This is a genomic window from Streptomyces flavofungini (assembly GCF_030388665.1).
GTDB classification, from domain to species: domain Bacteria; phylum Actinomycetota; class Actinomycetes; order Streptomycetales; family Streptomycetaceae; genus Streptomyces; species Streptomyces flavofungini_A.
In genome coordinates this window covers 5233354-5260340 of sequence record NZ_CP128846.1, presented here as the reverse complement: position 1 = coordinate 5260340, position 26987 = coordinate 5233354, and the positions used below count along the sequence as shown (strand labels likewise).

The following is a 26987-nucleotide window of genomic DNA, read 5'->3' as shown; positions in this document are numbered from 1 at the left end:
CCCGCACCCCTCACCCGCACCCCTCACCCGCATCCCTCACCCGTTGTCCAGCGCCTCCGCGAGGACCTCGGCCAGGTGCCGCCCCCGCACCCCCGCCAGCTGGTCCAGCTGAGTGCGGCAGGAGAAGCCGTCCGCGAGGACCTCCGTGCCGGGCGGGGCCTGCCGGACGGCGGGCAGCAACTGCTCCTCGGCGCAGGCCGTCGACACGTCGTAGTGCCCCTTCTCGAAGCCGAAGTTGCCCGCGAGACCGCAGCAGCCGCCGGACAGTTCGCCGTCGAGGCCCGCGGCGGCGCGCAGCCGGCGTTCGGCCGCGTCGCCGAGGACGGCGTGCTGGTGGCAGTGGGTCTGGCCGACGACCGCGCGGTCCAGGCGCGGCGGCCGCCAGTCGGGGGCGTACTCCTCCAGGGCCTGCGCGAACGTGACCACCGACGCGGCGAGCTCCCGCGCCCCCGGCTCGTCCGGCGCGGCCAGCTCGACCAGGTCCGTCTTCAGGGCCGCCGCGCAGCTCGGTTCGAGGACGACGAGGGGTACGCCATCGGCGAGCAGCGGACGCATCAGCTCCAGGGTGCGGCGCTGCACGGCGCGGGCCTGGTCGAGCTGGCCCGTGGAGACGTAGGTGAGCCCGCAGCACACGCCGTCGGGCGGCAGCACGACGGTCAGGCCCGCGGCTTCGAGCACGCGGACGGCGGCGCGGGCGACGGCGGGCGAGAGGTGGTCGGTGAAAGTGTCGGGCCACAGAACGACGGTGCCGCGGGAACCGCCGGGCCCGATGGGGGCGCCCGTACGCCCCGCGGGCCCGCCCCCGCGCGTCCGCCGACGCCACCAACGCCGGAACGTGACCGGTGCCACCTTCGGCAGCGCCCGCCGGGGCTCGATCCCGCCGAGGCGCTTGGCGAGGGCGGCCAGCGGGCCGACGGCGGCGAGGAGGTTGGCGACGCGGGCCGTGCGGGTGGCGGCGACGGCGCGCAGCCAGCGCGGCAGGCGGCCCATCGCGTAGTGCGCGGCGGGCCTGCGCCGCCCCGCGTAGTGGTGGTGCAGGAACTCCGCCTTGTACGTGGCCATGTCGACGCCGACCGGGCAGTCGGAGCGGCAGCCCTTGCAGGACAGACACAGGTCGAGGGCGTCGCGCACCTCGGTGGAGCGCCAGCCGTCCTCGACGACCTCTCCGGCCAGCATCTCGTGCAGGAGCCGGGCGCGGCCGCGCGTGGAGTGCTCCTCCTCGCCGGTGGCGCGGAAGGACGGGCACATCACGCCGCCGCCGGACGCGGCCGTCGTCGTACGGCACTTGGCGACGCCGACGCAGCGGCGGACGGCGGCGGCGAAGTCCCCGCCGTCGTGGGGGTAGCCGAAGGCGACGTCAACGGGCTTTCGGGGCAAGGGCGTGAACCGGAGGTTGGTGTCGAGGGGGGCGGGGCGGACGAGCATGTCGGGGTTGAGGAGGCCCGCGGGGTCCCAGAGGTCCTTGACGCGCTCGAAGAGGCGGACGAGTTCGGTCCCGTACATCTTCGGCAGCAGTTCGGCGCGGGCCTGCCCGTCGCCGTGCTCGCCGGAGAGGGAGCCGCCGTGGGCGACGACGAGGTCGGCGAGGTCCTCCGAGAAGCGGCGGAAGCGGGCGATGCCGGGGTCCGTGAGCAGGTCGAAGTCGATCCGCACATGGATGCATCCGTCGCCGAAGTGCCCGTACGGAGTGCCGCGCAGGCCGTGCTCGGCGAGGAGGGCGCGGAAGTCGCGGAGGTAGGTCCCGAGGCGGGCGGGCGGCACGGCGCAGTCCTCCCAGCCGGGCCAGGCCTCCGTGCCGTCGGGCATGCGGGTGGCCGTGCCGGAGGCGTCCTCGCGGACCCGCCACAGGGCGCGCTGGCGCGCGGGGTCGCTGACGACGACGGCGTCCACGCAGTCCGCGCCCCGCACCACGGCCTCGGCGGCCGCGCCGGCCTCCCCGGGTGTGCCGCCGCCGGTCTCCACGAACAGCCAGGCGCCGCCCTTGGGCAGGCCGCCCGGGTCGCGTACGAGGTCGGCGGCCATGCCCTCGACGGTGAGGGGCCGGTACGGGAGCAGGCCGGGGGCGGCCTCGGCGGCCGCGCTCTCGTCGGCGTAGCCGAGGACGGCGAGGGCGCGGGCGCGCGGCGCCTCGACGAGGCGGACCGTGGCTTCCGTGAGGATCCCGAGGGTGCCTTCGCTGCCGCAGAAGAAGCGGGGCAGGTCGGGGCCGTGCTCCGGCAGGAGGGAGTCGAGTGCGTAGCCGGAGATGCGGCGGGGGAGGTCGGGGAAGCCGGTACGGAGCAGGGCGAGATCGCCTTCGACGAGGGCGCGCAGGCCGTCCGGGGCACCGTCCCAGGTGCCCCGCTCCAGCACGCGGGGGGCGCCCGTGGTGTCAGTGGCGGTGACGACGGTCAGCCCTCGAACATTGTCCGCGGTCGTGCCCCAGGCCACGGAATGAGAACCGCACGAGTTGTTGCCGATCATGCCGCCGAGGGTGCAGCGGCTGTGCGTGGAGGGGTCGGGGCCGAACGTCAGGCCGTGCGCCGCGGTGGCGCTCCGCAGGGTGTCCAGTACGAGGCCGGGCTGCACGCGGGCCGTGCGGGCCTCCGGGTCGAGCTCCAGGATGTCCGCCATGTGCCGGGTGAAGTCCAGGACAACTCCTGTCCCGGTCGCCTGACCCGCGATGGACGTCCCGCCGCCGCGCGCCACCACCGGCACGTCGTGCTCCCGGCACGCGGCCAGGGCCGCGGCCACGTCGGCCACGTCGCGCGGGGCGACGACGCCCAGCGGGACGCGCCGGTAGTTCGACGCGTCCATCGTGTTCAACGCCCGCCCCGTCACGGAGAAGTCCACGTCCCCCCGGACCGCACGCCGCAGCACCTGCTCCAACTCGTTCCCAGTACCCATGCCCCAGAGGTTGCCCACGCCGACTCACCCCCAACATCAACGCCGCCGTCGGCCCGCGGCTGTGCCCACCGGGGAGAGGGGAGGCTCCCCACCCACCCCGCCGACGCCGAACGACCGAACCCGGCACCGGGAGGCACGGCCGACCGAACCGGAGGCCGGCGGCGGGCCGGACGGGGGCGCGGAGCCTGCGGCCGATTGGAAACGGGTGGGCGGGTGGGAGAGGAATCCCGCGCGGTAGCGCGGGAAACCCCCCACCGGAAGGCAGTTGACGACGAGACCGAGGAGAGCACGGCCCCCACCCGGGACGCCCCGTCTCGCGGGATGGACGACCCCGACCCCCCACGTCCCGAAACAGCTACGCTCCCTACGTGGCTGAGATCCAGATTCCCGCTGACATCAAGCCCGCCGACGGCCGTTTCGGCGCGGGCCCCTCCAAGGTGCGGACGGAGGCCCTGGACGCCCTGGCCGCGACCGGCACCTCCCTCCTCGGCACGTCCCACCGCCAGGCCCCGGTGAAGAACCTGGTGGGCCGGGTCCGCGAGGGCGTGCGCGAGCTGTTCCAGTTCCCCGAGGGCTACGAGGTCGTGCTCGGCAACGGCGGCTCGACCGCGTTCTGGGACGTGGCGACGCACGGCCTGATCGAGAACAAGTCGCAGCACCTGTCCTTCGGCGAGTTCAGCTCGAAGTTCGCGAAGGCGGCGAAGCTGGCCCCGTGGCTGGCCGAGCCGACCGTCATCGCGTCGGACCCGGGCACGCACCCCGACCCGGAGGCGCAGGAGGGCGTGGACGTGTACGCGTTCACGCACAACGAGACGTCGACCGGCGTGGCCGCCCCGATCCAGCGGGTCGCGGGGGCCGACGCGGGCTCCCTGGTCCTGGTGGACGCGACGTCGGGCGCGGGCGGCCTGCCCGTCGACATCGCACAGAGCGACGTGTACTACTTCGCGCCGCAGAAGTCCTTCGCCTCGGACGGCGGCCTGTGGGTGGCCGCGTTCTCCCCGGCGGCGATCGAGCGCGCCGAGCGGATCCACGCGAGCGGCCGCCACGTACCGGAGTTCTTCAGCCTGCCCACGGCGATCGACAACTCCCGCAAGAACCAGACGTACAACACCCCCGCGCTCACGACCCTGTTCCTGCTCGCCGAGCAGCTGGACTGGATCAACGGCCAGGGCGGCCTCGACTGGTCGGTGCGGCGCACGGCGACGTCGGCGCGGACGCTGTACGGCTGGGCGGAGGAGTCGAAGTACGCGAACCCGTTCGTCACCGACCCGGCGAAGCGTTCGCAGGTCATCGGCACGATCGACTTCGCCGACGAGATCGACGCGGCGGCCGTCGCCAAGGCACTGCGCGCGAACGGCATCGTGGACACGGAGCCGTACCGCAAGCTGGGCCGCAACCAGCTGCGCGTGGCGATGTTCCCGGCGATCGACCCGGCGGACGTCGAGGCACTGACGAAGTGCGTGGACTACGTGATCGAGAAGCTGTAACACCAAGCACGACACGCCACACACCGCACGCCGACACCACGCACCACGCACCACGCACCACGCAACGCGCACGAGAACGGCAACGGCCCGGGTACGCACCAAGCGCACCCGGGCCGTCCCCGTACTTCAAGCACTCCAAGTGCACTCCCCCGTACTTCAAGCACTCCGAGCACTCCAAGCACTCCCAAACCCTCTACCGACTGAGCCGCTTGAACCTCCGCACGGCCATCGGCAGGAACACCGCCGTCACCACCAGCGGCCACACCACCGCCATGAGGACCGCGTTCTGCTCGATCCAGCTGGGTCCGCCCGCGCCGGGGTTGCCGAAGAGCTCGCGGGCCGCCGTGCCGGTGGACGACACCGGGTTCCAGGCGGCAATGGGCGCCAGCCAGTCCGGCATCAGGGACGGCGCCACGAACACGCTGGAGATCATCGTCAGCGGGAACGCCACCGCGTACAGGCCACCGGCCGCCTCCGCGCTGGGCACGAGCAGGCCGAGCCAGACGCCCACCCAGATCAGGCTGAAGCGAAGGAGCAGCAGCAGAGCGAACGCGGCCACCGCGTTCAGGGCGCCGTTGTCCGGCCGCCAGCCGATCGCCAGGGCCGTGAACGCGAGGATCGTCAGCTCCGCGCAGGCCACGACGAGGTCGGACAGACCGCGCCCGGCCGAGACCGCCGAGGGCGCCATGGGCATGGACCGGAAGCGGTCGATGACGCCCTTCGAGGCGTCCGTGACCACGCCCATCGCGGTGTTCATGAAGCCGAAGGCCATGGTCATCACGAACATGCCGGGCATCAGGAACTGCTTGTAGTCGCCTTCGCCGCCGGGCACCTTCATGGCCTCGCCGAAGACGAAGCCGTACAGGAGCACGCTGATGATGGGGAAGCCGAGCTGCCAGGCGATCATGATGGGCTGGCGCTGGAAGTGGGTCAGATAGCGGCGGGTGACGTTGAGGGTGTCGGCGAGCGCCCAGTACGCCCGCCCGTGCTCGGCGCCCACGACGGGACCGCCACCGCCGCCACCGCCACCGCCCCCGGCCCTCGACCGGGCCCCGGCCCCGGCCCCGGCCCCGCTCATCGTCGTCGTCATCGCGTCACTCATGCCACGGCTCCCGTCCGGTCCGACCCCTGCGCCTGCCCCTGCACCTGCCCCTGCTCTGCCCCGTGCCCTTGTGCCTGCCCCTGCCCGTCCGCCTCCGCCGCGGGCCGCCCGCCGGTCAGCCGCAGGAACACGTCGTCCAGGCTCGGCCGCCGCAGCCCGATGTCCTCGACGGCGACGCCCTCGTCCTGGAGGGTGCGCGCGACGTCGGTGAGGGCGCCGACCCGGTCGGTGACCGCGGCCTGCACCCGGCGCTCCGCGTCGACCGTCTCGGGCACGCCGTCCGCGACGCGGGCGACGGCCTTGACGGCGGCGGGCAGGTCGGCGGGCTCGGCGACGACGACTTCCAGGTGGCTGCCGCCGACGGTGGCCTTGAGGCCGTCGGGGGTGTCGTCGGCGATGACGCGGCCCTGGTCGATGACGGTGATGCGGGAGGCGAGCTTGTCGGCCTCCTCCAGATACTGCGTGGTGAGCAGCACGGTGGTGCCGCGGCCCACCAGGTCCCGTACGGAGTCCCAGACCTCGCTGCGGCCGCGCGGGTCGAGGCCGGTCGTCGGCTCGTCCAGGAAGAGCACGGACGGGGCGAGGATCATCGAGGCGGCGAGGTCGAGGCGGCGCCGCATGCCGCCGCTGTAGGTCCCCGCGCCCTTGTCGGCGGCAGCCTCCAGGCCGAACTGCTCCAGGAGTTCCTGGGCGCGCCGGGCGGCCCGCCGGCCGCCGAGGTGGAAGAGGCGGCCGAACATCTCCAGGTTCTGCCGTCCGGTGAGGATCTCGTCGACCGCCGCGTACTGACCGGTCAGGCCGATACGGCCGCGTACGACACGGGGCTCGCGCCGGACGTCCGCGCCGCCGACCGTGGCGCTGCCGCCGTCGAGCCGGACCAGCGTGGACAGGATGCGCACCGCCGTGGTCTTGCCCGCGCCGTTCGGGCCGAGCAAGCCGTGCACCGTGCCGTGCGCCACGGTCAGGTCGAAGCCGTCGAGGGCTTTCTTGTCGCCGTACCGCTTCTCCAGGCCGCGGGCCCGGACCGCGTACTCGCCGGCGTCGTCGCGCCCGCCGAACTCACTGTCGCTCACTGCCCCTCCAACTCCCGTTCCCGTTCCCGGTCTCGATCCGTGCGCCGTGTGCGCGCGGATCGGGCCAGGGGTGCCCGCACCGCACGGGCCACCTTTGTGAGTACACCGTACCCAATTAAGAGTACAACGTACTCAGTTTCGCCCCAAGGGCTTATCGTGAGATCCATGGCGACCACGGAGACCAGCGGCGGCGGCGACATCACACGCAGCCTGGAACTGATGTGGGGCGGCGGCGAGCGCCCCACACGCGGACCCAAACCGGCCCTGACACTGGACCGGATCGTCACCGCGGCCGTGCGGCTCGCCGACGCCGAGGGCATCGCCGCGGTCTCCATGCGCCGCCTCTCCACGGAGCTGGGCACGGGCACGATGTCCCTCTACCGCTACGTCCCCGGCAAGGCCGAGCTGATCGACCTGATGCTCAACCACGTGCAGGCACCCGGCGACGACGAGGAGGCCTTCCACGGCGGCTGGCGCGTGGCCGTCGCGGCATACGGACGCTCGACACTGGAGCAGTACCGCAAGCACCCCTGGCTTCTCCAGGTCAACCAGGCCCGGCCCGTGCTCGGCCCGAGCGCGGTCGGCGGCCTGGAGCGGGTCCTCACGTACATCAAGCCGATGGGCCTGACCGACCCCGAGCTGATCTCAGTCCTGATCATGGTCGAGGGGTACGTGTCCGGGGTCGCCCGCAACCACGTGCACGCGGCCCAGGCCGAGGCCGACTCACAACTCTCCGACGAGGCCTTCTGGGAGGCCCAGCGCCCGTTCCTCGAACGGGTCATGGACAGCGGCGAGTTCCCGCTCATCGCGGGACTCTCGGACGACGCCTTCGGCTCGGACTTCGACCACTTCGAGTTCGGCCTCCAGCGGATCCTGGACGGCTTGGAGGTATTGGTGGAACAGCGGAAGCGCGAGACGGCGGAGCCGAACGGAAGCTAGCCTCGCACGCCGCGCACCCGCCGCACGAGGTCGTCGGCGGCCTCCGGCCACCCGCCGAAGTCGAAGGCGAAGCCCGCTTCGAGGAGCCGGCCGGGGACGACGCGGCGGCTCTTCAAAAGGAGCTCGGTGTCCGTACGCAGCGCGAACGCGCCGAGCTCAGCCATCCACGCGGTGGCGGGCAGGCCCACCGGAACCCCCCACCGCCGTCTCCCACGACCCGACCGACCCGGACCGCTGGTGCTCCATCTCCCGCAACGACGTGAAGATGCAGGCACTGCAGCCCACGCCGAACCAGGTGGAGTGGGCCGTCGACATGGCCATCCGCGGCAAGCTGCGCGCCGGCGCCATCCGTCAGGGTGAGTACCGCAACCAGACGGGCATGAGCAAGATCGACCCGCAGGGCCTGTTCCCCCCGCCGAAGCTGAACGGCGGCGGACGGATCCCCGCCAACGTGATGCTCGGCATCCTCGCCCAGGAGTCCAACCTCTGGCAGGCCGAGTCCGGGGTCATCCCCGGTCAGATGGGCTCACCGCTCGCCGCCGTCGACGGCTACTACGGCCACAAGGCGGACAAGGACGACCCGTCGGCGTTCTGGCGGATCCACTGGGACAAGTCCGACTGCGGTTACGGCGTCGGCCAGGTGACCGACGGCATGCGCAAGGCAGGCAAGGAGAAGACGGACGGCAAGGGCAACCGCGAGAAGGGCAAGGACCCGAAGCTGCAGAAGGCGATCGCGGTCGACTACGCGAGCAACATCGCCGCCTCGATGTACATCCTCGCCGACAAGTGGAACGAGGTGCACACCAAGGGGCAGAAGGTCACGGTGAACAACGACGACCCGAAGCGGGTCGAGAACTGGTTCACTGCCGCCTGGAACTACAACCTCGGCTTCAACCCCAAGGGCGCCGCGGGCAAGCCGTGGGGCCTCGGCTGGTTCAACAACCCGGCCAATCCGTTCTATCCGCAGAACCGCGGCCCGTTCATGAACACGGACGTCGACCCGGGCGCCAACAAGGACGCGGCGCACCCGCAGGACTGGCCGTACGAGGAGAAGGTGATGGGCTGGTCCGCCTGGTCCATCGACACCGGAAACTCCTACTCCACGGACGGCAAGCAGGACTGGAAGGGCGAGAAGGGGTTCAACTCGGCGGGATTCAACCCTGCTTGGTGGACCACCACCGCCAACCGCGCGACCGTGACCCCGCCCCTGTCCACCTTCTGCAACAAACACAACGGCTGCGACCCGACGAAGCCGCCCAAGTGCCCCGACGCGAAGTGCTACGAGAAGTTCTGGTGGCACGAGGAGAACGCGACGTGGAAGAAGGACTGCGACAACACGTGCGGCAATGAGCTGATCAAGTATCTGACGGAGCGGCCCGAACCGGGTCGCGGCCACCGCCTCAAGTACGGCGAGCCCGTGTGCACCGGCGCCCCGAAAGGTGCCTCGGTCGTCGCCTCCGTTCCCAACAACACTGAGACATGGGGGCGTTGTGGTCCGGTGACGTCGTCGGGCAGCTTCCAGTTCACGTTCTATCCCGACTCCGACGGGCACTACCAGGCCAAGGCGGATCTGCATCAGGTCGGCGGCGGCCACGGCGGCCACTTCTGGTTCACGCACACCCGCGACAAGGCCCACCACGGCGGCCCCTCCGGCCCGATGACCATCGACGGCACCTGGACCCTCGCCGAGAAGATGGACCTGGGCAAGGTGTGGGTGCATCTGCCCGACACCGGTGCCCAGGCTGAGCACGCCAACTACGTGATCAAGGGCGTCGAGGGCGGGAGCCGCACCGTCACCGTCAACGCCGACAGCGACAACACCAACAAGTGGGTCTCCCTCGGCGGTTACAAGTTCACCGGCACACCGCGCGTGAGCCTGTCGAACTTCACGCACGACGGCACCGCCGACGACGACATCGCCTGGGGCGCCGTCGCCTTCCAGCCGATCAAGGGCACGTATGTGAAGGACACCCTGGAGGCCGACGCGTTCTTCGACGAGGACCAGAACATCGACGTCCGCGAGGAATCCAGCGTCTTCAACACGCCGCTGAAGTCCCGCCAGGACCTCTACGACTGGGCGATGAAGACCTCCCGGGGCGTCGCGTTCCTCAGCACCTGCACCGGTCCGGTCCCCGATTCCCGGTGCGCCATGCGCAAGACGCGCGACGCGGTGCGGAAGTGGCACGACGAGGTGGAGAAGTCGGGCACGTCCACCACGGACCACCCGGACGGTCACTCCATTCCCGCCTGGATGAACTACTCCAACCCCTACACGAAGCGCCCGTCGACCGATCAGCAGCCGTCGTGGTTCGGCAAGGACGGCGGTGCCTACAAGATGTACAACAAGGCGACCGTGTCGTACATCAAGACCGCCGACGGGAAGATCGTGGACGGCAGCCAGTCCGTCACATACGACGACCGCACGGCCGATACGCACATGCCGGAGTTCGTCCATGAGTTCTTCAAGAACGTCAGCGCGGAGTACGGCATCCCGGAACCGAAGCTGAACTACTCGCGCAAGAACCTCAACGTCCACGACGGGGCGACCACGCGTACGACCACCAACAGCGACGGAATCCTTCCCGGCCTGGCCTATCAGTCGATCGGCGTGAAGCCCGTCGTCACCGACTACGACGACAATCCCGTCTCCGGCGACAAGGGCCAATGCGTCGCGGTGATGACCACCGCCGGCGGCTCCATCGGCTATCGCCCGGCGCTCGGCAACGACGGACTCACCGACAGCGTCTCCAAGTGGGTGGACCAGGTGTCGGACGCGACCGGGTCGGACCATCCGGTGACGAAGATGGCGGCGGAGATCCGCAACATGTTCTTCAAGTCCGGCAAGACCGGCTCCATTTTCGGCACCGCTCCGCCCATCTGGCAGGAGCTCGACTTCAAGTCGTGCGCCGACGGCTCGATCCGCAAGGTGTCCGGCTCCCCGGTCCTGCGCTCCAGCTACATGCCGAACCAGTACCTGTACCGCAACGGCAAGGCGATCGACCTGGACGGCAAGCACACCGGTTCGAGCAAGCCGGTGACCACCGGTGACTTCTACCACTTCAGTGGCATCGGCGCCGGCGTGGGCCCGCTTGACAAGGGCGACCCGTACAAGGAATGCACCCGGAGCAGTGGGCACGCAGGCAACCCATGGAGCATCACGGTGCTGTCCGGTGTGAACACCGACCCCGGCGCCCACTTCTGCGGAGCTCCGGCGAAGAAGCCCGACGTCGAGTACACCCGCTGAGGAGACACAACCGACAAATGACACAATGAACCCGGGTGTCCCTCATCCCCTTCATGGGGTGAGGGACACCCGCCGTCTGTCGGCGAACGGAATCAGGTTAGGTAATGCAGCTCGGCGCCCTTGGCCTCGTCATAGGCATGATCTTGTTGTTCCCCGCCGTGCCGTGGGTCGTGTTTCCCGGCCACCGCAAGACGGGAGCAGTCGCGGCGTTGGTGGCGACGGGTGCGTGCGGGGTATGGGTGATGAACGCGTACGGGACGCCTGGGATCGGGTTTCTCGGCTTCCTCGCCCCCTCCTGTGTGATCCGCGTGCTCGCCGAGCTGGTCGGTGCGTTCGAGCAAGGGCGCGACGTGCGCGCCCATCGCGACACCTGCCCCGACAGCGCCTCCTGCGGAGTGGATCACCAGACGGACAGCGGCACCTACCCCTTGGTGGCCTTCCTGTCCATCACCGTCTCCGTGGTGCTGTACTTCGCCTGGCGCTAGCTCTTCCGGAACACCCGCTTCAGGCCGAAGAAGGCGAGCACCACGGCCGCGACGACCAGGACCCCGCTCTTGTAGCCGCCGCCGAGGCCGTCGTCCCCGTCTCCGTCGGCGCCTCCCTTGTCGGACGACGAACCGCCGGGCGCCCCCGCCCCCTCGACGTCCCTCGGCTCGACGTCGCTCTCCTGGCCCTCGGTGCCGAACATCAGCCGGGTGCCGTCCGGGCTGTACGCCACCGACTCGCCCTGGCGCTGGAGGGGCACGCTCAGGCGGCCCTCGCGCTTGATCTTGCCGTCGCCCTCCCAGCGGTAGGAGACGCCGCCGAAGTAGCCGCGCAGGGCCAGCTGTTTGCCGTTGGGCGAGAAGGCTCCGTCGGTCGCCCACAGGTCGACGTCGGCGACGCGCTCGAAGACGTTGGTCCGGGACGTGGACATCCGCGCGGGCGGCGGGCCCTGGTAGAGGCTGGCCTCGCCGTCCTCCTTCTTGTCCACGATGTAGACCCGCCCCGTCTTCGGGTGGACCATCATCGACTCGGCGTCCCGCGGCCCGTCCGAGTACTTCACGACGTACTGCTTCGCCCGGATCGACTGGTCCTTGAGCTGCTTGGGCTCGGGCAGCTTGTAGATCCACACGAAGGACCACTTGCCGCCGAGGTTGTCCCCGATGTCGCCGACGTAGAGATCACCGTCGGGTCCCATCGAGATCGCCTCGACGTCACGCGGCTTGCCGACGCCCGTCATCGTGATCGTGGCGACCGTCTTGCCCGTCGCACTGTCGACCGCGTACAGGAACGCCCCCTTGTCCTGATCGTTGTGCGTCCAGTAGACGCCGGGGTGGGCGCGGGACGCGACGAGGCCGCTGGACTCGGTGATGCGGGGGTCCTTGATGCTGAACCCGTCGTTGCCCTTGCTGCCCTTGCCGTCGTCGGCGTGGGCCGCGGGGGCGGTGAAGACCGTGAGAGCGAGCGCCGTGGACACGGCGACAGCGGCGGCGGTGGCGGCACCGGGGACCACGGCGGGGACCACAGACGGAAGCGAGCGCATGCTCCCAAGCGTGCCATCCGCGCGGCGCACCCGGCCTCCGGGTCGTGCGGCGTGCTCAGCCTCACACGCGGCGGGGCGACGGATGGGCCCCGGTGCCGCGATGATGAGCGGATGCTCAGGTTCATGTTCGTCGGCGACTCGATGACCATCGGAAGCGCCGGGGAACACACCTGGCGCTACTGGATGTGGCGCCACCTGTGCGCCACCCACGGCGCCCCCTTCAAGATCGTCGGCCCCCGGGAGGCCTTGTACGACAAGGCGACCGAGGCCCCCACGTCGTACGAGTACGCCGAACCCGACTTCCCGCGCCGCCACTTGGCCGGCTGGGGCGAGGGCTGGCAGCACCTGGCGCCGCTCATCGCCGACGCCGTCAAGGCCGACCGCGCGGACGTCCTCCTCATCTCCCTGGGCCTCATCGACCTGGGCTTCTACACGAACGCCGAGCAGACCGCCGCGAACGTGGCCCGCTTCATCGCCGAGGCCCGCCGCGCCAACCCGCGCGTCGCCATCGCCGTCCTGCCGGTCATACCGAACGTCCGCGCCCAGGACGACCCCGACTTCGCCGACGAGATCACCCGCTTCAACGAACTCCTCGCCAAGACGGTCGCCGACCTGGACACCTCCGCCTCCGCCCTGCTCCTCGCCTCACCCCCGTCCGCGTACGACATCCACCTCGACACCTACGACGGCACGCACCCCAATGAGCACGGCGAGCGCAAGCTGGCGGGGGCCTTCGCAGCGGCGATGTGGGAGGCCTGGGGGCTGGGCGGACCTCCGGAGTAGCCGCCCCGAAGGACGGGGCGCCCGGAGCCGGGGCCCTCAGCTCCCGCAGAACTCGGCCTCGACCACCGCGTCCTCCCCCTTCTGCTCGCCCCAGTCCCCGTTGCGGTTCATGGTCAGCACGTGCCGTCCGTCCGCCGAGGCCACCGTGCGGCTCGCCGATCCGGGGATCATGCCGCCGTGGCCCCAGGCCCAGCAGCCCTCCTTCAGCTTGAAGTGACGTATGCCGAGGCCGTAGACGTCCTCCGGGCCGCCGTGGCCCTTGTCGCCGTCGACGGGAACGGCGGCGAGCAGGGCCCGCTGCTGGGCGGGCGGCAGGAGCCGGCCGCCCAGCAGCTTCGCCATGAAGGTGTTCACGTCGCCCGTGGTCGATATGAGCTGTCCGGCGGCGAAGGCCACGGTGGGGCTGAACTCGGTGACGTCGCGCACCTTCGCGTGCGGCGGGTCCTCGAAGAGCGTGGAGTAGTGCGTCGCGTGCGGGCGCGGCATCTTGGGCGAGTGGCCGGGCACGGTGGTGCCGCGCAGGCCGAGCGGGTGGATGATGCGCCGGTCGACCGCCTTCTTGTACGGGTCGCCCGTCGCCCTCTCGATGATCATTCCGGCGAGTATGTAGTTGGTGTCCGAGTAGTCCCATTTTCCGGGGGCACCGGGCTTGCTGCCCTTCTCCGGCTGGAAGTTGGGCGGGTGGGCGAGTGCGATGTCGACCAGTTGCGCGGGCTTCCACCGGGTGTAGCGGTTCTTGTCGAACTCGTCCCCCGCGTACTTCGCGCGGAAGCCCTCGTCCATGTTGTAGTCGAAGATCCCGCTCGTGTGGTTCAGCAGGTGCCGGACCGTGATGGCCTGCGGCCTGTACCCCTTGCCGCGCACCACGCCGGGCAGCCACTTCTCGACGCTGTCGTCCAGGGACAGGCGTCCCTCGGCCTCCAGTTTGAGCAGCACCACGGACGTGAAGGTCTTGGTCAGGCTGGCGATGCGGAACTTCTCGTGACTGTCGCGCGGGTGCCCGGTCGTGAGGTCGCGGACCCCGGCGCGGCCGTGCCACACCCGGTGCCCCTCCCGGACCTGGGCTATGACGCCGGGCGTGCCCTGCTCGACGATCCGGTCGAGGGCCGCCTGGGTCGGCGCGTGCGAGGCGGGTGGCCGGTGCGGCTTGTCGGCGGAGGCCGGGGTGACGGCAGGGGCGGCCGCAGGGGGCGAGGCGGCACGGGCCGGGGCTCCGGGGCCCGGGGCGGCGGGGGCCGACGCGGCGGCGGTGAGCGTGCACGCGGCGCCGAGGACGACGCCGAGCACGACAGGCAGGCGATTCATGACACCAGCTCACCAGCCGGGCCGGGCCCCCTCCATCAGGAATCCCCCGGATATCGATCAGGGGAAAACACTAGGGGGCTCTACGCTCCCCACCCCCGCCCTCGCCCTCACCCCCAGCCCCAGTCACAGCCCCAGTCCCAGTCACAGCCCCAGCCCCAGCCCCAGCCCCACCTTCGCCCTCACCTTCGCCCTCACCTCGCGCCGGAGGGCGCCACCGCCCACCCACGCACCGCGAACTTCCCGCCCTCCCGCCGCACTTCAGCCACGCCCGAGCCCCCGAAGTGCGCGGGCACGAACAACTCCCGCTCATCAGCGGCCCGTTCGAGCACCCGCCGACGGCTGACGGCAGCCCCCTTCGGGTCCTCGCACAGACAGCTGCTGCACTCCGGCTCCAGTATCTGCACCGGGGTGTGCAGCAGATCGCCCACGAAGACGGCCCGGTCCGCGCCGGAGGCGAGCCGCAGCACGGAGGAGCCCGGGGTGTGGCCGGGGGCGGGTTCGAGGGTCAGGTGGCCGTCGATGCGGTGGCCGCCCTCCCACAGCACGGCCTGCCCGGCCCGCACCACCGGCTCCACGCTGTCCGCGAAGACGTTCCGGTGCTCCTCGCGGCGGGCGCGCCCGGCGTCGTCGCGGGGCTCGGGGCGGGCGGCGGCGCCCTCCGGCGAGAAGTACGCGTGATCGGCGGCGGGCACGAGGTACGAGGCGTTCGGGAACGTGGGCACCCAACTGTCGCCCTCGGCCCGGGTGTTCCACCCGACATGGTCCCCGTGCAGATGGGTGTTGACGACGACGTCCACGTCCTCGGGGCGCACGCCGACGGCCGCGAGCCGCCCGAGGTAGTCCGTCTCCAACTGGTCGAAGTGCGGCGATCCCGGCCGCCGCCGCCCGTTGCCGACCCCCGTGTCGACAAGCACCGTCCGCCCCTCGCTGCGCAGCACCCACGTCTGTACGACGCCCACGACCTGGTCGCCCTCGGGCTCCCAGAAGTCCGGCTCCAGCCACTCCCGGTGGGCGTCCCACACCTCGGGCGGACAGTCGGGCACGAGCACCCGCCCGGACCCGAAGCGCCCGCGCAGCTCCTCGACCCGCAGCACCTCGACGTCCCCCAGCATGAACCGCTCCATGGCTCCACCCTCCATCGGCCTCGCGTCGGCCTTCGACCGCTGCACACCCACGCTAGGAGGCGGCAGTGAGTGCCTCAATGCGCGAAGACCTCATATAGATACGCAGGCGTCTCACTCTCCGCGTACGCTGGCCGGATGGATGTGGTGAGCGACGCGATCGCGGCGGTGCGGGTCGGTGACCCGTCGGCGCACCGTGTCCGGGCGAAGGGCAGTTGGTGCACCCGGCTGTCCGCGTACGAGGGGGCGGGCTTCCACGTGGTCCTGGCGGGCAGCTGCCAGCTCCTCCTCGACGAGGGCAACCGCCCGGTCAAGCTGGGCCGGGGCGATGTGGTGCTGCTGCCGCACGGCTCGGAGCACGTGCTCGCGGACGCGGCGGCGGAGGGTCCGGAGGCGGCGAGGCGGGCGGTGGACTTCGATCGCTGGTCGAGCCGGCGCGAGCGGAACGCCTCCGGGCCGAGCACCCCTGAACCGGACCTCCCCGAGCAGAGCACCCCCGGACCAGGCACCCCCGAACCGGACCTCCCCGAGCAGAGCACCCCCGGACCAGGCACCCCCGAACCGAACCACCCCGAGCAGAGCACCCCCGGACCAAGCGCCCCCGAACCGAACCACCCCACCGCAGAGCTGATGTGCGGCAAATACCGCCTGGACCGGGCCCGAGCCCACCCCCTCCTGGCCGAGCTGCCCGACGTGGTCCACCTCCCGGCGGCCCCGGACCGCCACCCCGAACTGCACGCGGCCCTCGGCCTGTTGGCGCACGAGACGACGGGTGCCCGCCCCGGCACGGACATCGCCGTACCGGGCCTGCTTGACCTGCTCCTCGTGTACCTGATCCGGGCGTGGCTGGCCGACCGGGCGGAGGCAGGCACGCCGGGCTGGGCGTGCGCGCTGGGCGACCCGGCGGTGGCGACGGCCCTGCGCCTGCTGCACACGGACCCGGCCCGCCCCTGGACGAACGACGCCCTCGCGGCCCGCGCGGGCGTCTCCCGGGCCACCCTGGCCCGCAGGTTCACGACCCTGGTCGGCCGCCCGCCGATGGCGTACCTGAGCTGGTGGCGGATGACGCGGGCGGCGGCGCTGCTGCGGGACAGCGAGGCGCCCTTGGACGCGATCGCGCGCCGGGTGGGCTACGGCTCGCCGTACGCGCTGTCGCACGCGTTCAGCAGGGAGTTCGGGGTGACGCCGGGCCGGTACCGAAAGCGAACCCTCCCCCAGGGCCCCTTCGGATCCCCCCAGGGCCCCTTCGGATCCCCCTAGAGCCCCTTCTTGACCAGGAAGTCCACGAACTTCTCAAGGACGTCGGAGGCGTCGCTGCGGGGCTGCCCCTCCACGTACAGGCAGGCGACGAGGGCGGTCCTGGACTTGGCGGCGAGGAAGCCGTTGAAGCCGTTCGAGCCGTAGAGCGTACGGACTTCGTGTCCGAGGTTGGCGTATTCGTGGCCGCCGATCCTCACGGTCCGGGAGCCGAGGTCCTCCGGTTCGTCGACGAGGGCGCCGAGGAGATGGCCCTCCTTCTCGGTGACCTGGATGTCGTAGGAGGTGGCGAGGGTCCTGCCCTCGAAGTCGAGGATGACGCCGCTGGCGAAGGCGCCGCTGCCCATCAGGTAGTAGTCCATGTACTGCTGCCACTCGTCCCCGGGCTTCGTGGACCACTGCCCGCCGGGCCGCTGGTACTGATCCCCGAAGTCGTCGCCCTGCCCCAGGTACTTCTGCCAACGCTCACGCACAGGTGCCTCCTAGCCGACCGTTCCACTGCTTCCGACGGCGTCCCCCGAGAGGATCTCTCCTGGGAAACGTAGTGTCCGCGGGGCGAGTTCCGATATGGAGATCCCGGCCACGGCGGCTGGTTCTGGCGCAGACCGATGGGCCGCTCCTGCGGGCTTCGCCGACGCGGTCCCGGTGAGGCCCCCTCCGCCGCGCGGCGGAGGGTTCCCAGCCTCGCGGGCGATCCCTCGCCCCGCTCAGCCCCCGAAGCTGAACCCATGACTCCAAAGATCTTTCACACGCCCCCGCAGGTCAGCGACACCGAGCGGCCGGTGCCGCGTTGGGCGATGCGGCTTGCGTACGCGCTTCCGCTGCTTCTGCTGCCGTCGTGTCTGTGGCGGCTGCCGTTCGCGCTGCACTTCGAGATGGGGCAGGTGCAGGAGCTGGGCATGCCGCCTTACTGGGTGAGCGTCCCGTACGTGCTGGGGCTCAGCGTGCTCACCGAAGTGGTCGCGGTCCTGGCCATCGGGCTCGTGCGGGGATGGGGAGAGGTGGCGCCCGCCTGGATCCCGGTCATCGGCGGCAGGCGCGTGCGGCCGCTGGCGGCCGTCGTCCCCGCCGTCGTCGGCGGTCTGATCCTCACCGTGTTGTTCACCAGCGTGCCGATCGGCGAGCGCCGCAGGCTCACGCTGTTCGGCGTCACCGAAACCGTCGAGTACTCCAACAGTGCCTGGAACGCGCTCGCGACCGTGTGCGTCTCACCGACCGCCGTGTGGGGGCCCGCCATCATCGCCCTCGCCGTCGCGTACCACCGCCGCCGTCGCGGCGGCGCCCCCGCCGGGGAGCGCGAGGGCGCACTCCCTCAGCGCGCGGGGGTGTGAAGGATCCCGTTGATCAGGACGTCCAGGTGCCACGTGTCGCGGTCGCCGTGGGCGAACAGGGCCGTGCGGAGTGCGGTGATCATGGGGTACTTGTCGGCGGGCAGGGCCGCGTAGCGGCGGTCGGCCGCGGTGATGGCGTCCTCCTCACCGGTGTCCTTGGTGTTGTACACGGACTGTTCGGCCGCCGCCGCGGCGATGTGGAGGAAGAGCAGGTCCACGGCCCACGCGGCCGTCGTGTCGTCGAGGCCGCCCTCCTTGAGCAGCGCGAGCATGCGGTCCAGTACGAGGAGCGCGTTGTCGCCGGTGGGGATCGCGCCGAGGGCCACGGCCGCCAGGCCCTCGTGGCGGCTCATCGCCTCGGTCGCGGCGGCCATCAGCGCCCGGAGCCGCTCCTGCCAGGTGCCTTCCGCGGCTTCTTCGGAGGCGAGTGGGACCTGCGCGAGAGCGGCGTCGAGCATCGCCGCCATGAGGTCGTCGCGATGGGCCACGTAGACGGCCTCCCCCTCCGCCTCGGCTCAGCCCACCCCGACGACCTCACCCCGCCCCCCGACGTCCCCACCACCCGCCTCGCCCTCACCGACCCGACGGACTTCCCCACCGCCCTGACCGGCGTGAAGACCGTCTTCCTCTACGCCTCCCCCGACCGGATCACCGACTTCACAGCCGAGGCCGACCGGGCCGGGGTCGAGCACATCGTCCTGCTGTCCTCGTCGAGCGTGCTGGGCCCCGCCCCCGAGGACGACCCGCTCGCCGCGTCCCACCTGGCCGTGGAGAACGCCCTGTTGGCGTCCCCGATCACCACGACGATCCTGCGCCCGGGGTCGTTCGCGTCGAACGCCGGCGCCTGGGCGTGGCCCATCAAGGCCGGCCGCCCGGTGAGCCTGCCGTTCCCGGACGCGCACAACGACCCGATCCACGAGCTGGACGTGGCGGAGGCGGCCCGCGCGGTCATCCGGGAACTCCGGCACCACGGCGGCACGTTCACCCTGAGTGGCCCCGAGTCGCTGTCGTTCGCCGAGCAGATCGACCGGCTCGCCGAGGTCACGGGCCGCTCGGCCTCGGTCAAGCGGGTCACGCGCGAGCAGTGGAAGGAGGAGATGGCGGACTACATCCCCGCCAGGTACGCCGACGCACTCCTGAACTGGTGGGAGTCCAACGACGGCAAGCCGGTCCCCCTGACCTCCACGGTCGAGGAGCTGACGGGCCACCCGGCGCGCCCGTTCACGACGTGGGCCACCGACCACGTCGCCGACTTCACGGCCGGTTGAACCACCGGCCCGAATCTCCAGATCCCCCTGCCGAACGCGGTGGTTGAGCACGTGCCCCCGACTACCGTAGGCAGGCATGACGGGCGACAACCACATCTCCGGCGGCGCGCAGCGCGACGTCATCCAGGCGCAGTCCATCGGGTCCGTCACGTTCGGCGGGGAACGGGCGAGGGCGCCGCAGCAGCCGTACTTGCAGGGCCCCGGCCGCTGGCCGGTCGCCCGGGACTGGGACGCCCTGGCCGCCGGGGCGCATCGGGCGCGGCCCGGGGAGGACGGCAGCAAGTTGCCGCCGTACGTCGCGCGGGACGTCGACGGGGAGTTGCGGGAGCGGGTCCGGGAGGCGGCAGACGCGGGCGGCCTCGTGCTGGTGGTCGGGGACTCCACGGCGGGGAAGACCCGGGCGGCGTTCGAGGCGGTACGGGAACTGCTGCCGGGGTACAGGGTGTTGGCGCCCCCGGTGGGCGCGAGGCTGCGGCCCGCTCCGGAAGTGCTGGAGGGCCGTGCGGGCCTGCGGTGTGTGGTGTGGTTGGACGACCTGGAGCAGTACCTCGGGCCGGAGGGGCTTGAGCCCGAGGTGCTCGCGGAGTTCGTACGGCTACGGGTGCCGGTCGTGGCGACGATGCGGCTGAAGCCGTACGAGGCGTTCAGTGCGGCCGACGACGGCGCCGATGTCGAGGGTGCCGCGCAGAGTTGGGCCGGGCTCGGGGCCCGGGTGCTGCGGGTGGCCGAGGTCGTGGACCTGGACCGGCTGTGGAGTGAGAGGGAGCTGTCCCGTGCCGGGGACTGCGACGACCCGCGGATCGCGGATGCCGTCGCCCACCACGGGACGTACGGCATCGCCGAGTACATGGCCGCCGGGCCGGTGTTGTTGCGGGAGTGGCAGCGCGCTCGGCGGGCGCGCGGCCACGCGCGAGGGGCGGCACTCGTGACGGCGGCCGTCGATCTGTCGCGGGCGGGGTTGCGGGGGCCGTACTCGCGGGGGCTGCTGGTGGAGGTGCATGAGCGGTGCCTGGCGGACGCGGGTGGTCCGGTGCTGCGGCCGGAGGGGCTCGAGGAGGCGTTCGCGTGGGCTTCGCGGGTGCGGTTGGGGGTGACGAGTCCGCTGGTGCCGGTGGGTGAGGGGTGGTGGTCGGCGTTCGACTATCTCGTGGACGGGGCGGAGTCGGCTGTGCCGGAGTGGGTGCGGGAGGCTGCGCTCGCGCACGCGGCGGACGACGCCGCACGGGGTGCCGTCGCGACGAGCGCCTACCGAGGCGGCGCGCTTCACGTCGCGGAGGCGGCCGTGCGGCCACTGGCCGACAAGGGCGACAGGCGGGCCACGTACAACCTCGCGGTCCTGCTGGGCAAGTCCGGCCGCACCGACGAGGCCGAAGCGCTCTACCGCGATGCCCACGGCAGAGGACACCTCGACGCCACGAACAACCTCGCCAACCTTCTGGCCATGTCCGGCCGCACCGAAGAAGCCGAAGCCCTCTACCGCCAGGCCATCGACAGAGGGCACCTCAACGCCACGAACAACCTCGCCGTGCTCCTGGCCAGGTCCGGCCGCACCGAAGAAGCCGAAACCCTCTACCGACAGGCCTGCGACAGGGGCCACCTCAACGCCACGAACAACCTCGCCATCCTCCTGAAGCAGACGGGCCGCGCCGAGGAAGCGGAAGCCCTCTACCGCCAGGCCCACAGCAGAGGCCACCCCAACGCGGCGTACAACCTCGCCATCCTCCTGAGCCAGACCGGCCGCACCGGCGAGGCCGAGGACCTCTATCGCCAGGCCCACGACGGAGGGCACCCCAGCGCGGCGTACAACCACGCCATCCTCGTCGAAAGTGTCGGCCGCACCCAGGAAGCCGAAACCCTCTACCGACAGGCCCACGACAGAGGTCAGCCCAACGCCGCACACAACCTGGCCCTCCTCCTGGACCGGACCGGCCGCGCCGAGGAAGCGGAAGCCCTCCGCAGTCAGGCAGCAGACAACCCTCCGGACCGACCCCTCACCTCATGACCCCGGCCGCCCCCGCCACCCGTTCCCTCCACGGCACCACCCGCACGGCCCCCTCCCGCGCGCCCCCCTCCCGCGCGGCAGCCGCAACCCCAGCCGCCGCCACCCGACACCGCCCGCACTCCCGCTCCTCCCCCACACGCCGGAACACGTGCTCGTCCCCGGGCCCCTCGCACGTCACCAGGGCCCCGACCCCCACCCCAGGCAAGGCCACGGGCGCCACTTCCGCCACAGCCGGAAGCTTCCGCTCCAGCCGATGTCGTACGAAGCCGACAGCCGACCGCACGCCCTCCACGGGTAACCCCGCGGTCAGCGCCACCCGCAGCTCGGCCGCCGAGACGCCCCGCCGCAGCCACTCCGCCGCCGCGTCCGCGAGCCCCCTGGCCTCCCGCACCCCGAGCAGCAGCTCCCGGCTGACGTGCCGAAGCGACAGCAACACCCGCTCCGCCTCTGCGACTTCCGGCACGGACGGCCGCGCCCCGTCCGGCTCGGCGGCAGACTTCGCTTCGGGTGGGAGGTGGGAAAGGTCTTCCCCCACGTTCTTGTCCGGGTAAGAGCCACCGACGTCCCGAGGCCTCGGCCGACCGACCGTCCGTCGCCGCGCACTCGGCGACATCGGCGGAACCAGCGGCCCCGACGGCGACACGGACGGCGGCACCGGCGGCGGCACGGGCGGCTCCGGGCAACCCCCCTCCCGAACCACCCCGGCCCCCTCACGCGTGAGAGTGACGTTCGCCAGCAACTGGTCCGTGATCCAGCGCCCCCGCTCCCCCTGCCACCGCCACTCGTGCAAGTAGCCGCTGTCGGCGAGGAGTTGTTTGGCCCGCTGGTAGGCGCGTCCCGTGATCCCGAGGCGGGCCGCGTGCTCGCTCAGCGACCTGGCCGCCGCGTCCGCGTCCGGGAGCCCCTGTACGTACAGGAGCAGGATCTTCGCGTCGCTGTTCAGGTACGGGTGCCGTACGACGTCGTGCGAAGCCTTCGTGTAGCGCCGCGCAGGCGCGATAGCATGCCGAAGCATCCCGATGGACTCCAGATCCACTCGGTGGTGAAGGTCCTCGGGTGGTGTTCCAGCACCTCCGAGGGCCGCTCCATGCGACCTCTCTCACACAGAGCGTGATTGCGCGGTCACCGTACCGTAGTCAACACCCGCTCCACCATTTGTCGCAGCAACTCCCCCTCCACGAACGGCGTTTCCCACGTCGGCAGCGAGCGCCAGTCCAGCGGCCAGGTGTTGCCGTCCAGGGCGGGTACGCCGACGAAGGCGACGCCCCGGCCGTCGCGGCCGAGCACCCGGGCCCCACCGCGCCAGACGTGCAGCGCCGCCGTGCCCGCGCGCAGCACGAAGTACATGTTCCGGGCGCCCGCCGCCTCGCGGATGATCGGGCCCGCCTTGAAGTCCGTGAACTGGATCAATTCGTACGCGACTTGGTCGCCCAGCGCGCCGGGGATCCGGATCGCGTCGAAGTGGATTCCGGTGTGGCGCAGGGCGTGGCCGTGGGCCGGGATCCAGGGGTGGACGAGGGCGGGGGGATTTTCCAGGTTCATGAAGCAAATGCTTACGGGCGCTCACATACTGTGACCAGGGCCTGGTGAAGGCCGTGCGATGTTGTGCACCTGGGGAGGACGCTGTGCACTCCGGTGAACGAGGTTCGGGGAACCTCAAGATGTTCGGCGCGTTGCTGCGCTTCTTCCGCGAGCGGGCCGGGATGACCCAGGACGGCCTCGGGGCGTACGTGAAGTACTCCAAGTCCCAGGTGGCCATGGTGGAGCGGGGCGAGCGGCCGCCCAAGGGGCAGTTCGTGGAGATCGCGGACGATGTCCTGGGTGCACAAGGTGCACTTTTGGCTGCGGGTGAGTCGCTGCGAGTCAGCCATCTTCCGTCCTGGTTCGCGGAGTACGCGGAGGAGGAAGCGAAGGCCGTGGCCCTGCACGTGTACCAGAACCACGTTGTCCCTGGGCAGCTACAAACTGAGGCGTACGCGCGGGCGGTCTTCGACTGCCACTGCCCGCCATTGGAGGACGAACAAATCGAGGCACGCGTGGCGACCCGACTGGGACGTCAGGAGCTCCTGCACCGGAAACCCGCGCCCATCGTCAGTTTCGTCCTGGAAGAGATCACACTCACGCGTCCCATCGGAGGTCCAGCGACCCTCCGGGAACAACTGCATCACCTGCTCGGCATCGCCCGACTCCGCAATGTCGAGATTCAGGTGATGCCACCCACGCGCGAGACCCATGCGGGCTTGAACGGGCCGATGACGTTCCTGGAGACCGCCGAACACCGTCAACTCGCTTACGTCGAAGGCCAAAGTGGCGGATTCTTCGTGGATGAACAGCCCGAACTAGGCCACCTGTTCGCACGCTATGGGATCCTGCGAGCCCAGGCTCTAAGTCCCGAAGACTCGGCGAAACTGATTGAACGGGTGGCAGGCAAAGTATGAGCACCGGTCTGAACTGGTTGAAGAGCAGCTACAGCGGCGACCAGGGGGACTGCGTAGAGATGGCCGCCTGCCCCACCCCCTCCGAAGAGGCATCGGTCATCCACATACGCGACTCCAAGAACCCAACCGGTCCGATCCTCCACCTCCGCCCCGCCACCTGGACCGCCTTCCTCGCCGCACACTCACCTTTGGGTAGCCGTAGATAGCCGATCGGCTGACGCGAGGCCCAGGGGCCAGCCATAGCGTCGAAGCATGACGTCCGACACCGCTGCCGAGACCACCGCCGACAAGGCGACCCGTCCCGTGGCCCCCCGCCCGACAGGGGTCCGCGCAACCGAGCGCGCCCTCGCCCCGGACCTGGCCCGGGGCCTGATGCTCCTCTTCATCGCGATGTCGAACACGGCGTTCCACCTGTGGAACGCGGATCACGGGCCGTCCGGGTGGCAGCCGGTGAACGGCGGCTGGCTGGACCACACGGTGCAGTTCGCGATGATCGTGGGCCTGGACCTCCGGATCTATCCGCTGTTCGCGTTCCTGTTCGGGTACGGAATGATGCAGCTGTATCTGCGCCAGACGGCGAGCGGCACGTCGGAGCGGAAGGCGGCCGCGCTGCTGCGCAAGCGGAGTCTGTGGATGGTGGTCATAGGGCTCACGCACGCGGGGCTGCTGATGGCGGGCGACATCATCGGGTTCTACGGACTGCTGAGCCTCGGCCTCGGCTGGCTGTTCCTGCGGCGCGGGGACAGGGCGCTGAAGTGGTGGATCTGGATATCCGTGACGGTGACGGTCGCGGCGGCGCTGCAGCCTGTCGTGACGGCGGCGTTCCAGGGCGAGTTGGGCTCGCTGGGGGACGCGGGGGCCGACGCGGGCAGCGAGGCGTACGGGGCGGGCGAGGAGAGCTGGCTCGCGGCGGCGGGCACGCGCATGACGACCGCCTTCTACCTGGTGGGCCTGGCCGCGCCACTCGTGTTCGTGACCGGCGGTGGCTTCATCTTCCTGCTGGGCTTCTGGGCGGCACGGCGCCGCATCCTGGAGGAGCCGGGCAAGCACCTGAAGCTGCTGCGGGGCACGGCGGTCATCGGGATCGCGATCGGCTGGCTGGGCGGACTGCCCGCCGCCCTGGCACACGTCGGCGCGTTGGATGTGCCGCCTGACGCGGAGAGCGAGACGGGCGCGCTGACGGCGCTGCGGGACGTCACGGGCAGCGCGGCCGGTCTCGGCTACGTGGCGGTGGTGGCCCTGTTCGTCCACTGGTGGACGCGGCGGCAGGAGCGGCGGCGGGAAGCAGAGCCGGGTCCGGCGACGGCGGCGGCCGGGTCGGCCACGACGGCCACTCCGACGACGGCCACCTCGACCCCGGTCGCCACCGCGGTCACAGCGATCTCGGCCGTCGGCAAGCGCTCCCTGTCCTGCTACCTCACCCACTCCCTCCTCTTCGCCCCGGTCCTCGCCGCCTGGGGCCTCGGCCTCGGCGAGCACCTGACCAGCGCGACCATGGCGCTCTTCGCCTTCGGCGTGTGGCTGGTGACGGTCGCGGGGGCGTACGCCCTGGAGATACGGGGGAAGCGCGGCCCCGCGGAGACACTGCTGCGACGCCTGATGTACGGGAAACGGACGTGAGCGTTCCCGCCCATCTCCGCTTATCATCTGGCTGGATTTGATCTTTTGGCGGCTATTCCGGGCATCCGGACCTCCGGTTCGCCCGGTCCGCCATGGGAAGTGGGGGGACCACATGCGCCGCAGAGCGCTCACCGCGGCCGCCGTCTGCGCGGCCGCCCTCGTCGGAACGACAGGACTGGCACCCGCCGCCCTGGCCGCACCGACGGCAGACGTACAGAAGAACCAGAGCAAGCAGAGCAAGCAGAGCAGCCAGATCGCACAGGGCAAGCAGGCCGCGCAGGGGGGCGACAAGGCCGACTTCAACGGCGACGGTTACCAGGACCTCGCCATCGGCGCCCACACCGCCGCCGTGGGCGACATCAAGCGCGCGGGCGTCGTCACCGTGGCGTACGGCTCGGCGACGGGCCTGAAGTACGAGACGTCGGGCATTCTCAGCCAGGCCACGCCGGGCGTCCCGGGCGAGCCGGTCGAGGACGCGAAGTGGCGCGAGGTCAGCGCCGCGGGCGACCTGGACGGCGACGGGTACGACGACCTGGTCGTGCACTGGCTCCAGAAGAACATGGTCCTGTGGGGCAGCGAGGAGGGCATCACCGGCGAGGGCACCGAACTTCCGCCCGGCAACTACACCTCGGCCTCGCCGAAGCTGCTCGGCGGCGGCATGGGCGTGGGTGACGTCAACGGCGACGGCGTCGACGACTTCGTGAGCCGTGCCGCCGACGGCCGTTCCTACGGCGTCACGGCCCTGCTCGGCCCGCTGAACCGCGCCACGGGCAAGCCGGCCGGGGTGTGGCACCGCGCCGTGGACAAGGAGGACAAGCTCGTCATCGGCACGGTGTACGTGGGCGACCTCACGGGCGACGGCATCGACGACGTCGTGGCCAGCGGTGGCGTTGTCCTCGGCAGCGGCAAGCCGGGCGGCGTCGTCCTGAAGGGCTCCGCCGGAGGCTGGGTCAAGGGCAGCGAGTTCGGGGGGCCGTACCAGCACGAGAACTACCTGCCCTCGGCGTTCGGCGACCTGAACAAGGACGGCTACCAGGACCTGGTCACGGGCTACCCCGAGCAGAACAAGGTCTACGTGACGTACGGCGGCAAGGACGGCGTCAGCACCACCGTGAAGTCCCGCGCGTACACGCAGGCCAGCGCGGGCGTCCCCGGCGTCGATGAGGCGGGCGACAAGTTCGGCTCGTCGGTCGCCGTCGGCGACACCGACAAGGACGGGTACGCGGACCTGATCGTCGGCGCCTCGTACGAGACCGGTTCCGACGCCGCCGCCACCGGCTCGGGCGCCATCACCGTGCTGCGCGGCAGCGCCGACGGGATCACGGGGACGGGCGCCGCCACGTTCACCCAGAACTCCCGTGGCATACCGAGCACTTCGGAGAAGGACGACCACTTCGGCGCCTCGGTGGCCCTGGTCGACTCGGGCACGGACGGCGCCAAGGAGCTGTACGTCGGCGGCAACGGCGAGGACGGCTTCAAGGGCCGCGTCTGGAAGCTCGCCACCGGCGCGACCGGTGTCACCGGCGAGGGAGCCACCAGCTTCCACCTCGGCACGGTCGGCGGCCCCGCGACCGGCGGCAACTTCGGCTACCGGATGGCGGGCTGA

At 71.2% G+C, this 26987-nt stretch carries 22 protein-coding genes and 2 pseudogenes; 13 read left to right on the top strand and 11 right to left on the bottom strand.

The features are described from left to right. Window positions 1-36: 36 nt before the first annotated feature. Entirely contained in the window at window positions 37-2886 is a 2850-nt protein-coding gene (locus QUY26_RS22285; RefSeq protein ID WP_289949409.1) for an FAD-binding and (Fe-S)-binding domain-containing protein, read from the bottom strand. Window positions 2887-3254: 368 nt separating this feature from the next. Between QUY26_RS22285 and serC the strand changes: the two genes are divergently transcribed. Then, window positions 3255-4373 carry a phosphoserine transaminase gene (gene serC, locus QUY26_RS22280; protein ID WP_289949407.1) on the top strand — a complete coding sequence of 373 codons (1119 nt, stop codon included), beginning with the start codon at window positions 3255-3257 and terminating at the stop codon, window positions 4371-4373. A 193-nt stretch (window positions 4374-4566) separates the two neighbouring features. Here the strand turns inward: serC and QUY26_RS22275 are convergent, their stop codons facing one another. Both QUY26_RS22275 and QUY26_RS22270 read right to left on the bottom strand, forming a co-directional pair. Then, window positions 4567-5475, bottom strand: coding sequence for an ABC transporter permease (locus tag QUY26_RS22275; RefSeq protein ID WP_289949404.1), 909 nt, complete (start codon window positions 5473-5475; stop codon window positions 4567-4569). Further along, the gene (locus QUY26_RS22270; protein WP_289949402.1) at window positions 5472-6548 is read right to left on the bottom strand and encodes an ATP-binding cassette domain-containing protein; all 1077 of its coding nucleotides are present in this window, start codon (window positions 6546-6548) and stop codon (window positions 5472-5474) included. The genes QUY26_RS22275 and QUY26_RS22270 overlap by 4 nt, the downstream gene beginning before the upstream one ends. Window positions 6549-6713: 165 nt before the next feature. On the opposite strand from QUY26_RS22270, the gene QUY26_RS22265 reads away from it, so the two are divergent. Then, window positions 6714-7487, top strand: coding sequence for a TetR/AcrR family transcriptional regulator (locus QUY26_RS22265; RefSeq protein ID WP_289949401.1), 774 nt, complete (start codon window positions 6714-6716; stop codon window positions 7485-7487). Here QUY26_RS22265 and QUY26_RS22260 read toward each other — a convergent pair. Beyond that, window positions 7484-7696: pseudogene (locus QUY26_RS22260) on the bottom strand (DUF1731 domain-containing protein); the annotation flags it as partial. The gene QUY26_RS22265 and the pseudogene QUY26_RS22260 sit on opposite strands and share 4 nt — an antisense overlap. A gap of 56 nt (window positions 7697-7752) precedes the next feature. On the opposite strand from QUY26_RS22260, the gene QUY26_RS22255 reads away from it, so the two are divergent. Both QUY26_RS22255 and QUY26_RS22250 read left to right on the top strand, forming a co-directional pair. After that, a complete protein-coding gene (locus QUY26_RS22255; RefSeq protein ID WP_354670702.1) occupies window positions 7753-10731 on the top strand; it encodes a hypothetical protein in 2979 nt (992 codons plus the stop codon). 104 nt (window positions 10732-10835) lie between these two features. After that, complete coding sequence (locus QUY26_RS22250; RefSeq protein ID WP_289949397.1) at window positions 10836-11216, top strand: hypothetical protein; 381 nt, start codon at window positions 10836-10838, stop codon at window positions 11214-11216. Here QUY26_RS22250 and QUY26_RS22245 read toward each other — a convergent pair. Next, window positions 11213-12256 carry a WD40 repeat domain-containing protein gene (locus tag QUY26_RS22245; protein WP_289949394.1) on the bottom strand — a complete coding sequence of 348 codons (1044 nt, stop codon included), beginning with the start codon at window positions 12254-12256 and terminating at the stop codon, window positions 11213-11215. The two genes, QUY26_RS22250 and QUY26_RS22245, sit on opposite strands and share 4 nt — an antisense overlap. Before the next feature lie 111 nt (window positions 12257-12367). Here QUY26_RS22245 and QUY26_RS22240 point away from each other — a divergent pair, with 111 nt between their 5' ends. Then, window positions 12368-13039, top strand: a complete 672-nt coding sequence (locus QUY26_RS22240; RefSeq protein ID WP_289949391.1) for a GDSL-type esterase/lipase family protein — start codon at window positions 12368-12370, stop codon at window positions 13037-13039. A 36-nt stretch (window positions 13040-13075) separates the two neighbouring features. Here QUY26_RS22240 and QUY26_RS22235 read toward each other — a convergent pair whose 3' ends face one another. Next, on the bottom strand, window positions 13076-14344 hold the full coding sequence (locus tag QUY26_RS22235) for a serine hydrolase domain-containing protein (protein ID WP_289949390.1): 1269 nt from the start codon (window positions 14342-14344) through the stop codon (window positions 13076-13078). A 191-nt stretch (window positions 14345-14535) separates the two neighbouring features. Continuing rightward, a complete protein-coding gene (locus tag QUY26_RS22230; protein WP_289949389.1) occupies window positions 14536-15468 on the bottom strand; it encodes an MBL fold metallo-hydrolase in 933 nt (310 codons plus the stop codon). Window positions 15469-15603: 135 nt separating this feature from the next. On the opposite strand from QUY26_RS22230, the pseudogene QUY26_RS22225 reads away from it, so the two are divergent. Beyond that, window positions 15604-16671: pseudogene (locus tag QUY26_RS22225) on the top strand (cupin domain-containing protein); the annotation flags it as partial. 50 nt (window positions 16672-16721) lie between these two features. Here the strand turns inward: QUY26_RS22225 and QUY26_RS22220 are convergent. Next, window positions 16722-17195, bottom strand: coding sequence for a profilin (locus QUY26_RS22220; RefSeq protein ID WP_289949385.1), 474 nt, complete (start codon window positions 17193-17195; stop codon window positions 16722-16724). 255 nt (window positions 17196-17450) lie between these two features. Here QUY26_RS22220 and QUY26_RS22215 point away from each other — a divergent pair, with 255 nt between their 5' ends. Further along, on the top strand, window positions 17451-18053 hold the full coding sequence (locus QUY26_RS22215; RefSeq protein WP_289949383.1) for a hypothetical protein: 603 nt from the start codon (window positions 17451-17453) through the stop codon (window positions 18051-18053). Here the strand turns inward: QUY26_RS22215 and QUY26_RS22210 are convergent. Further along, window positions 18035-18541, bottom strand: a complete 507-nt coding sequence (locus tag QUY26_RS22210; protein ID WP_289949381.1) for a TetR/AcrR family transcriptional regulator C-terminal domain-containing protein — start codon at window positions 18539-18541, stop codon at window positions 18035-18037. The two genes, QUY26_RS22215 and QUY26_RS22210, sit on opposite strands and share 19 nt — an antisense overlap. Between QUY26_RS22210 and QUY26_RS22205 the strand changes: the two genes are divergently transcribed. After that, on the top strand, window positions 18533-19321 hold the full coding sequence (locus QUY26_RS22205) for an SDR family oxidoreductase (protein ID WP_289949379.1): 789 nt from the start codon (window positions 18533-18535) through the stop codon (window positions 19319-19321). The genes QUY26_RS22210 and QUY26_RS22205 overlap by 9 nt on opposite strands. 76 nt (window positions 19322-19397) lie before the next feature. Next, the gene (locus tag QUY26_RS22200) at window positions 19398-21323 is read left to right on the top strand and encodes a tetratricopeptide repeat protein (protein WP_289949377.1); all 1926 of its coding nucleotides are present in this window, start codon (window positions 19398-19400) and stop codon (window positions 21321-21323) included. Here QUY26_RS22200 and QUY26_RS22195 read toward each other — a convergent pair. Together QUY26_RS22195 and QUY26_RS22190 are read right to left on the bottom strand one after the other, a co-directional pair. Further along, the gene (locus tag QUY26_RS22195) at window positions 21313-22338 is read right to left on the bottom strand and encodes a hypothetical protein (protein ID WP_289949375.1); all 1026 of its coding nucleotides are present in this window, start codon (window positions 22336-22338) and stop codon (window positions 21313-21315) included. The genes QUY26_RS22200 and QUY26_RS22195 overlap by 11 nt on opposite strands. Before the next feature lie 107 nt (window positions 22339-22445). Then, entirely contained in the window at window positions 22446-22865 is a 420-nt protein-coding gene (locus QUY26_RS22190) for a hypothetical protein (RefSeq protein ID WP_289949374.1), read from the bottom strand. Between the two features lie 83 nt (window positions 22866-22948). Here QUY26_RS22190 and QUY26_RS22185 point away from each other — a divergent pair, with 83 nt between their 5' ends. The 4 genes from QUY26_RS22185 to QUY26_RS22170 all read left to right on the top strand — a co-directional run bounded on the left by QUY26_RS22185 (window position 22949) and on the right by QUY26_RS22170 (window position 26987). Further along, window positions 22949-23761 carry a helix-turn-helix domain-containing protein gene (locus tag QUY26_RS22185; protein ID WP_436840379.1) on the top strand — a complete coding sequence of 271 codons (813 nt, stop codon included), beginning with the start codon at window positions 22949-22951 and terminating at the stop codon, window positions 23759-23761. Then, a complete protein-coding gene (locus QUY26_RS22180; protein ID WP_289949373.1) occupies window positions 23758-23967 on the top strand; it encodes a DUF397 domain-containing protein in 210 nt (69 codons plus the stop codon). Before QUY26_RS22185 ends, QUY26_RS22180 begins: the two co-directional genes overlap by 4 nt. A 46-nt stretch (window positions 23968-24013) precedes the next feature. Next, window positions 24014-25381 (top strand): DUF418 domain-containing protein, encoded by a 1368-nt coding sequence (locus QUY26_RS22175; RefSeq protein ID WP_289949366.1) that lies wholly within the window; start codon window positions 24014-24016, stop codon window positions 25379-25381. A 112-nt stretch (window positions 25382-25493) separates the two neighbouring features. Then, entirely contained in the window at window positions 25494-26987 is a 1494-nt protein-coding gene (locus QUY26_RS22170) for an FG-GAP and VCBS repeat-containing protein (protein WP_289949364.1), read from the top strand.

Excerpts from the sequence above, each read along its gene's own strand:
- QUY26_RS22285 (WP_289949409.1), bottom strand. The coding sequence starts at position 2,886 with ATGGGTACTGGGAACGAGTTGGAGCAGGTGCTGCGGCGTGCGGTCCGG.
- QUY26_RS22275 (WP_289949404.1), bottom strand. The coding sequence starts at position 5,475 with ATGAGTGACGCGATGACGACGACGATGAGCGGGGCCGGGGCCGGGGCC.
- QUY26_RS22265 (WP_289949401.1), top strand. The coding sequence starts at position 6,714 with ATGGCGACCACGGAGACCAGCGGCGGCGGCGACATCACACGCAGCCTG.
- QUY26_RS22255 (WP_354670702.1), top strand. The coding sequence starts at position 7,753 with ATGCAGGCACTGCAGCCCACGCCGAACCAGGTGGAGTGGGCCGTCGAC.
- QUY26_RS22250 (WP_289949397.1), top strand. The coding sequence starts at position 10,836 with ATGCAGCTCGGCGCCCTTGGCCTCGTCATAGGCATGATCTTGTTGTTC.
- QUY26_RS22245 (WP_289949394.1), bottom strand. The coding sequence starts at position 12,256 with ATGCGCTCGCTTCCGTCTGTGGTCCCCGCCGTGGTCCCCGGTGCCGCC.
- QUY26_RS22240 (WP_289949391.1), top strand. The coding sequence starts at position 12,368 with ATGCTCAGGTTCATGTTCGTCGGCGACTCGATGACCATCGGAAGCGCC.
- QUY26_RS22235 (WP_289949390.1), bottom strand. The coding sequence starts at position 14,344 with ATGAATCGCCTGCCTGTCGTGCTCGGCGTCGTCCTCGGCGCCGCGTGC.
- QUY26_RS22230 (WP_289949389.1), bottom strand. The coding sequence starts at position 15,468 with ATGGAGCGGTTCATGCTGGGGGACGTCGAGGTGCTGCGGGTCGAGGAG.
- QUY26_RS22215 (WP_289949383.1), top strand. The coding sequence starts at position 17,451 with ATGACTCCAAAGATCTTTCACACGCCCCCGCAGGTCAGCGACACCGAG.
- QUY26_RS22205 (WP_289949379.1), top strand. The coding sequence starts at position 18,533 with ATGGGCCACGTAGACGGCCTCCCCCTCCGCCTCGGCTCAGCCCACCCC.
- QUY26_RS22200 (WP_289949377.1), top strand. The coding sequence starts at position 19,398 with ATGACGGGCGACAACCACATCTCCGGCGGCGCGCAGCGCGACGTCATC.
- QUY26_RS22195 (WP_289949375.1), bottom strand. The coding sequence starts at position 22,338 with ATGCTTCGGCATGCTATCGCGCCTGCGCGGCGCTACACGAAGGCTTCG.
- QUY26_RS22190 (WP_289949374.1), bottom strand. The coding sequence starts at position 22,865 with ATGAACCTGGAAAATCCCCCCGCCCTCGTCCACCCCTGGATCCCGGCC.
- QUY26_RS22180 (WP_289949373.1), top strand. The coding sequence starts at position 23,758 with ATGAGCACCGGTCTGAACTGGTTGAAGAGCAGCTACAGCGGCGACCAG.
- QUY26_RS22175 (WP_289949366.1), top strand. The coding sequence starts at position 24,014 with ATGACGTCCGACACCGCTGCCGAGACCACCGCCGACAAGGCGACCCGT.
- QUY26_RS22170 (WP_289949364.1), top strand. The coding sequence starts at position 25,494 with ATGCGCCGCAGAGCGCTCACCGCGGCCGCCGTCTGCGCGGCCGCCCTC.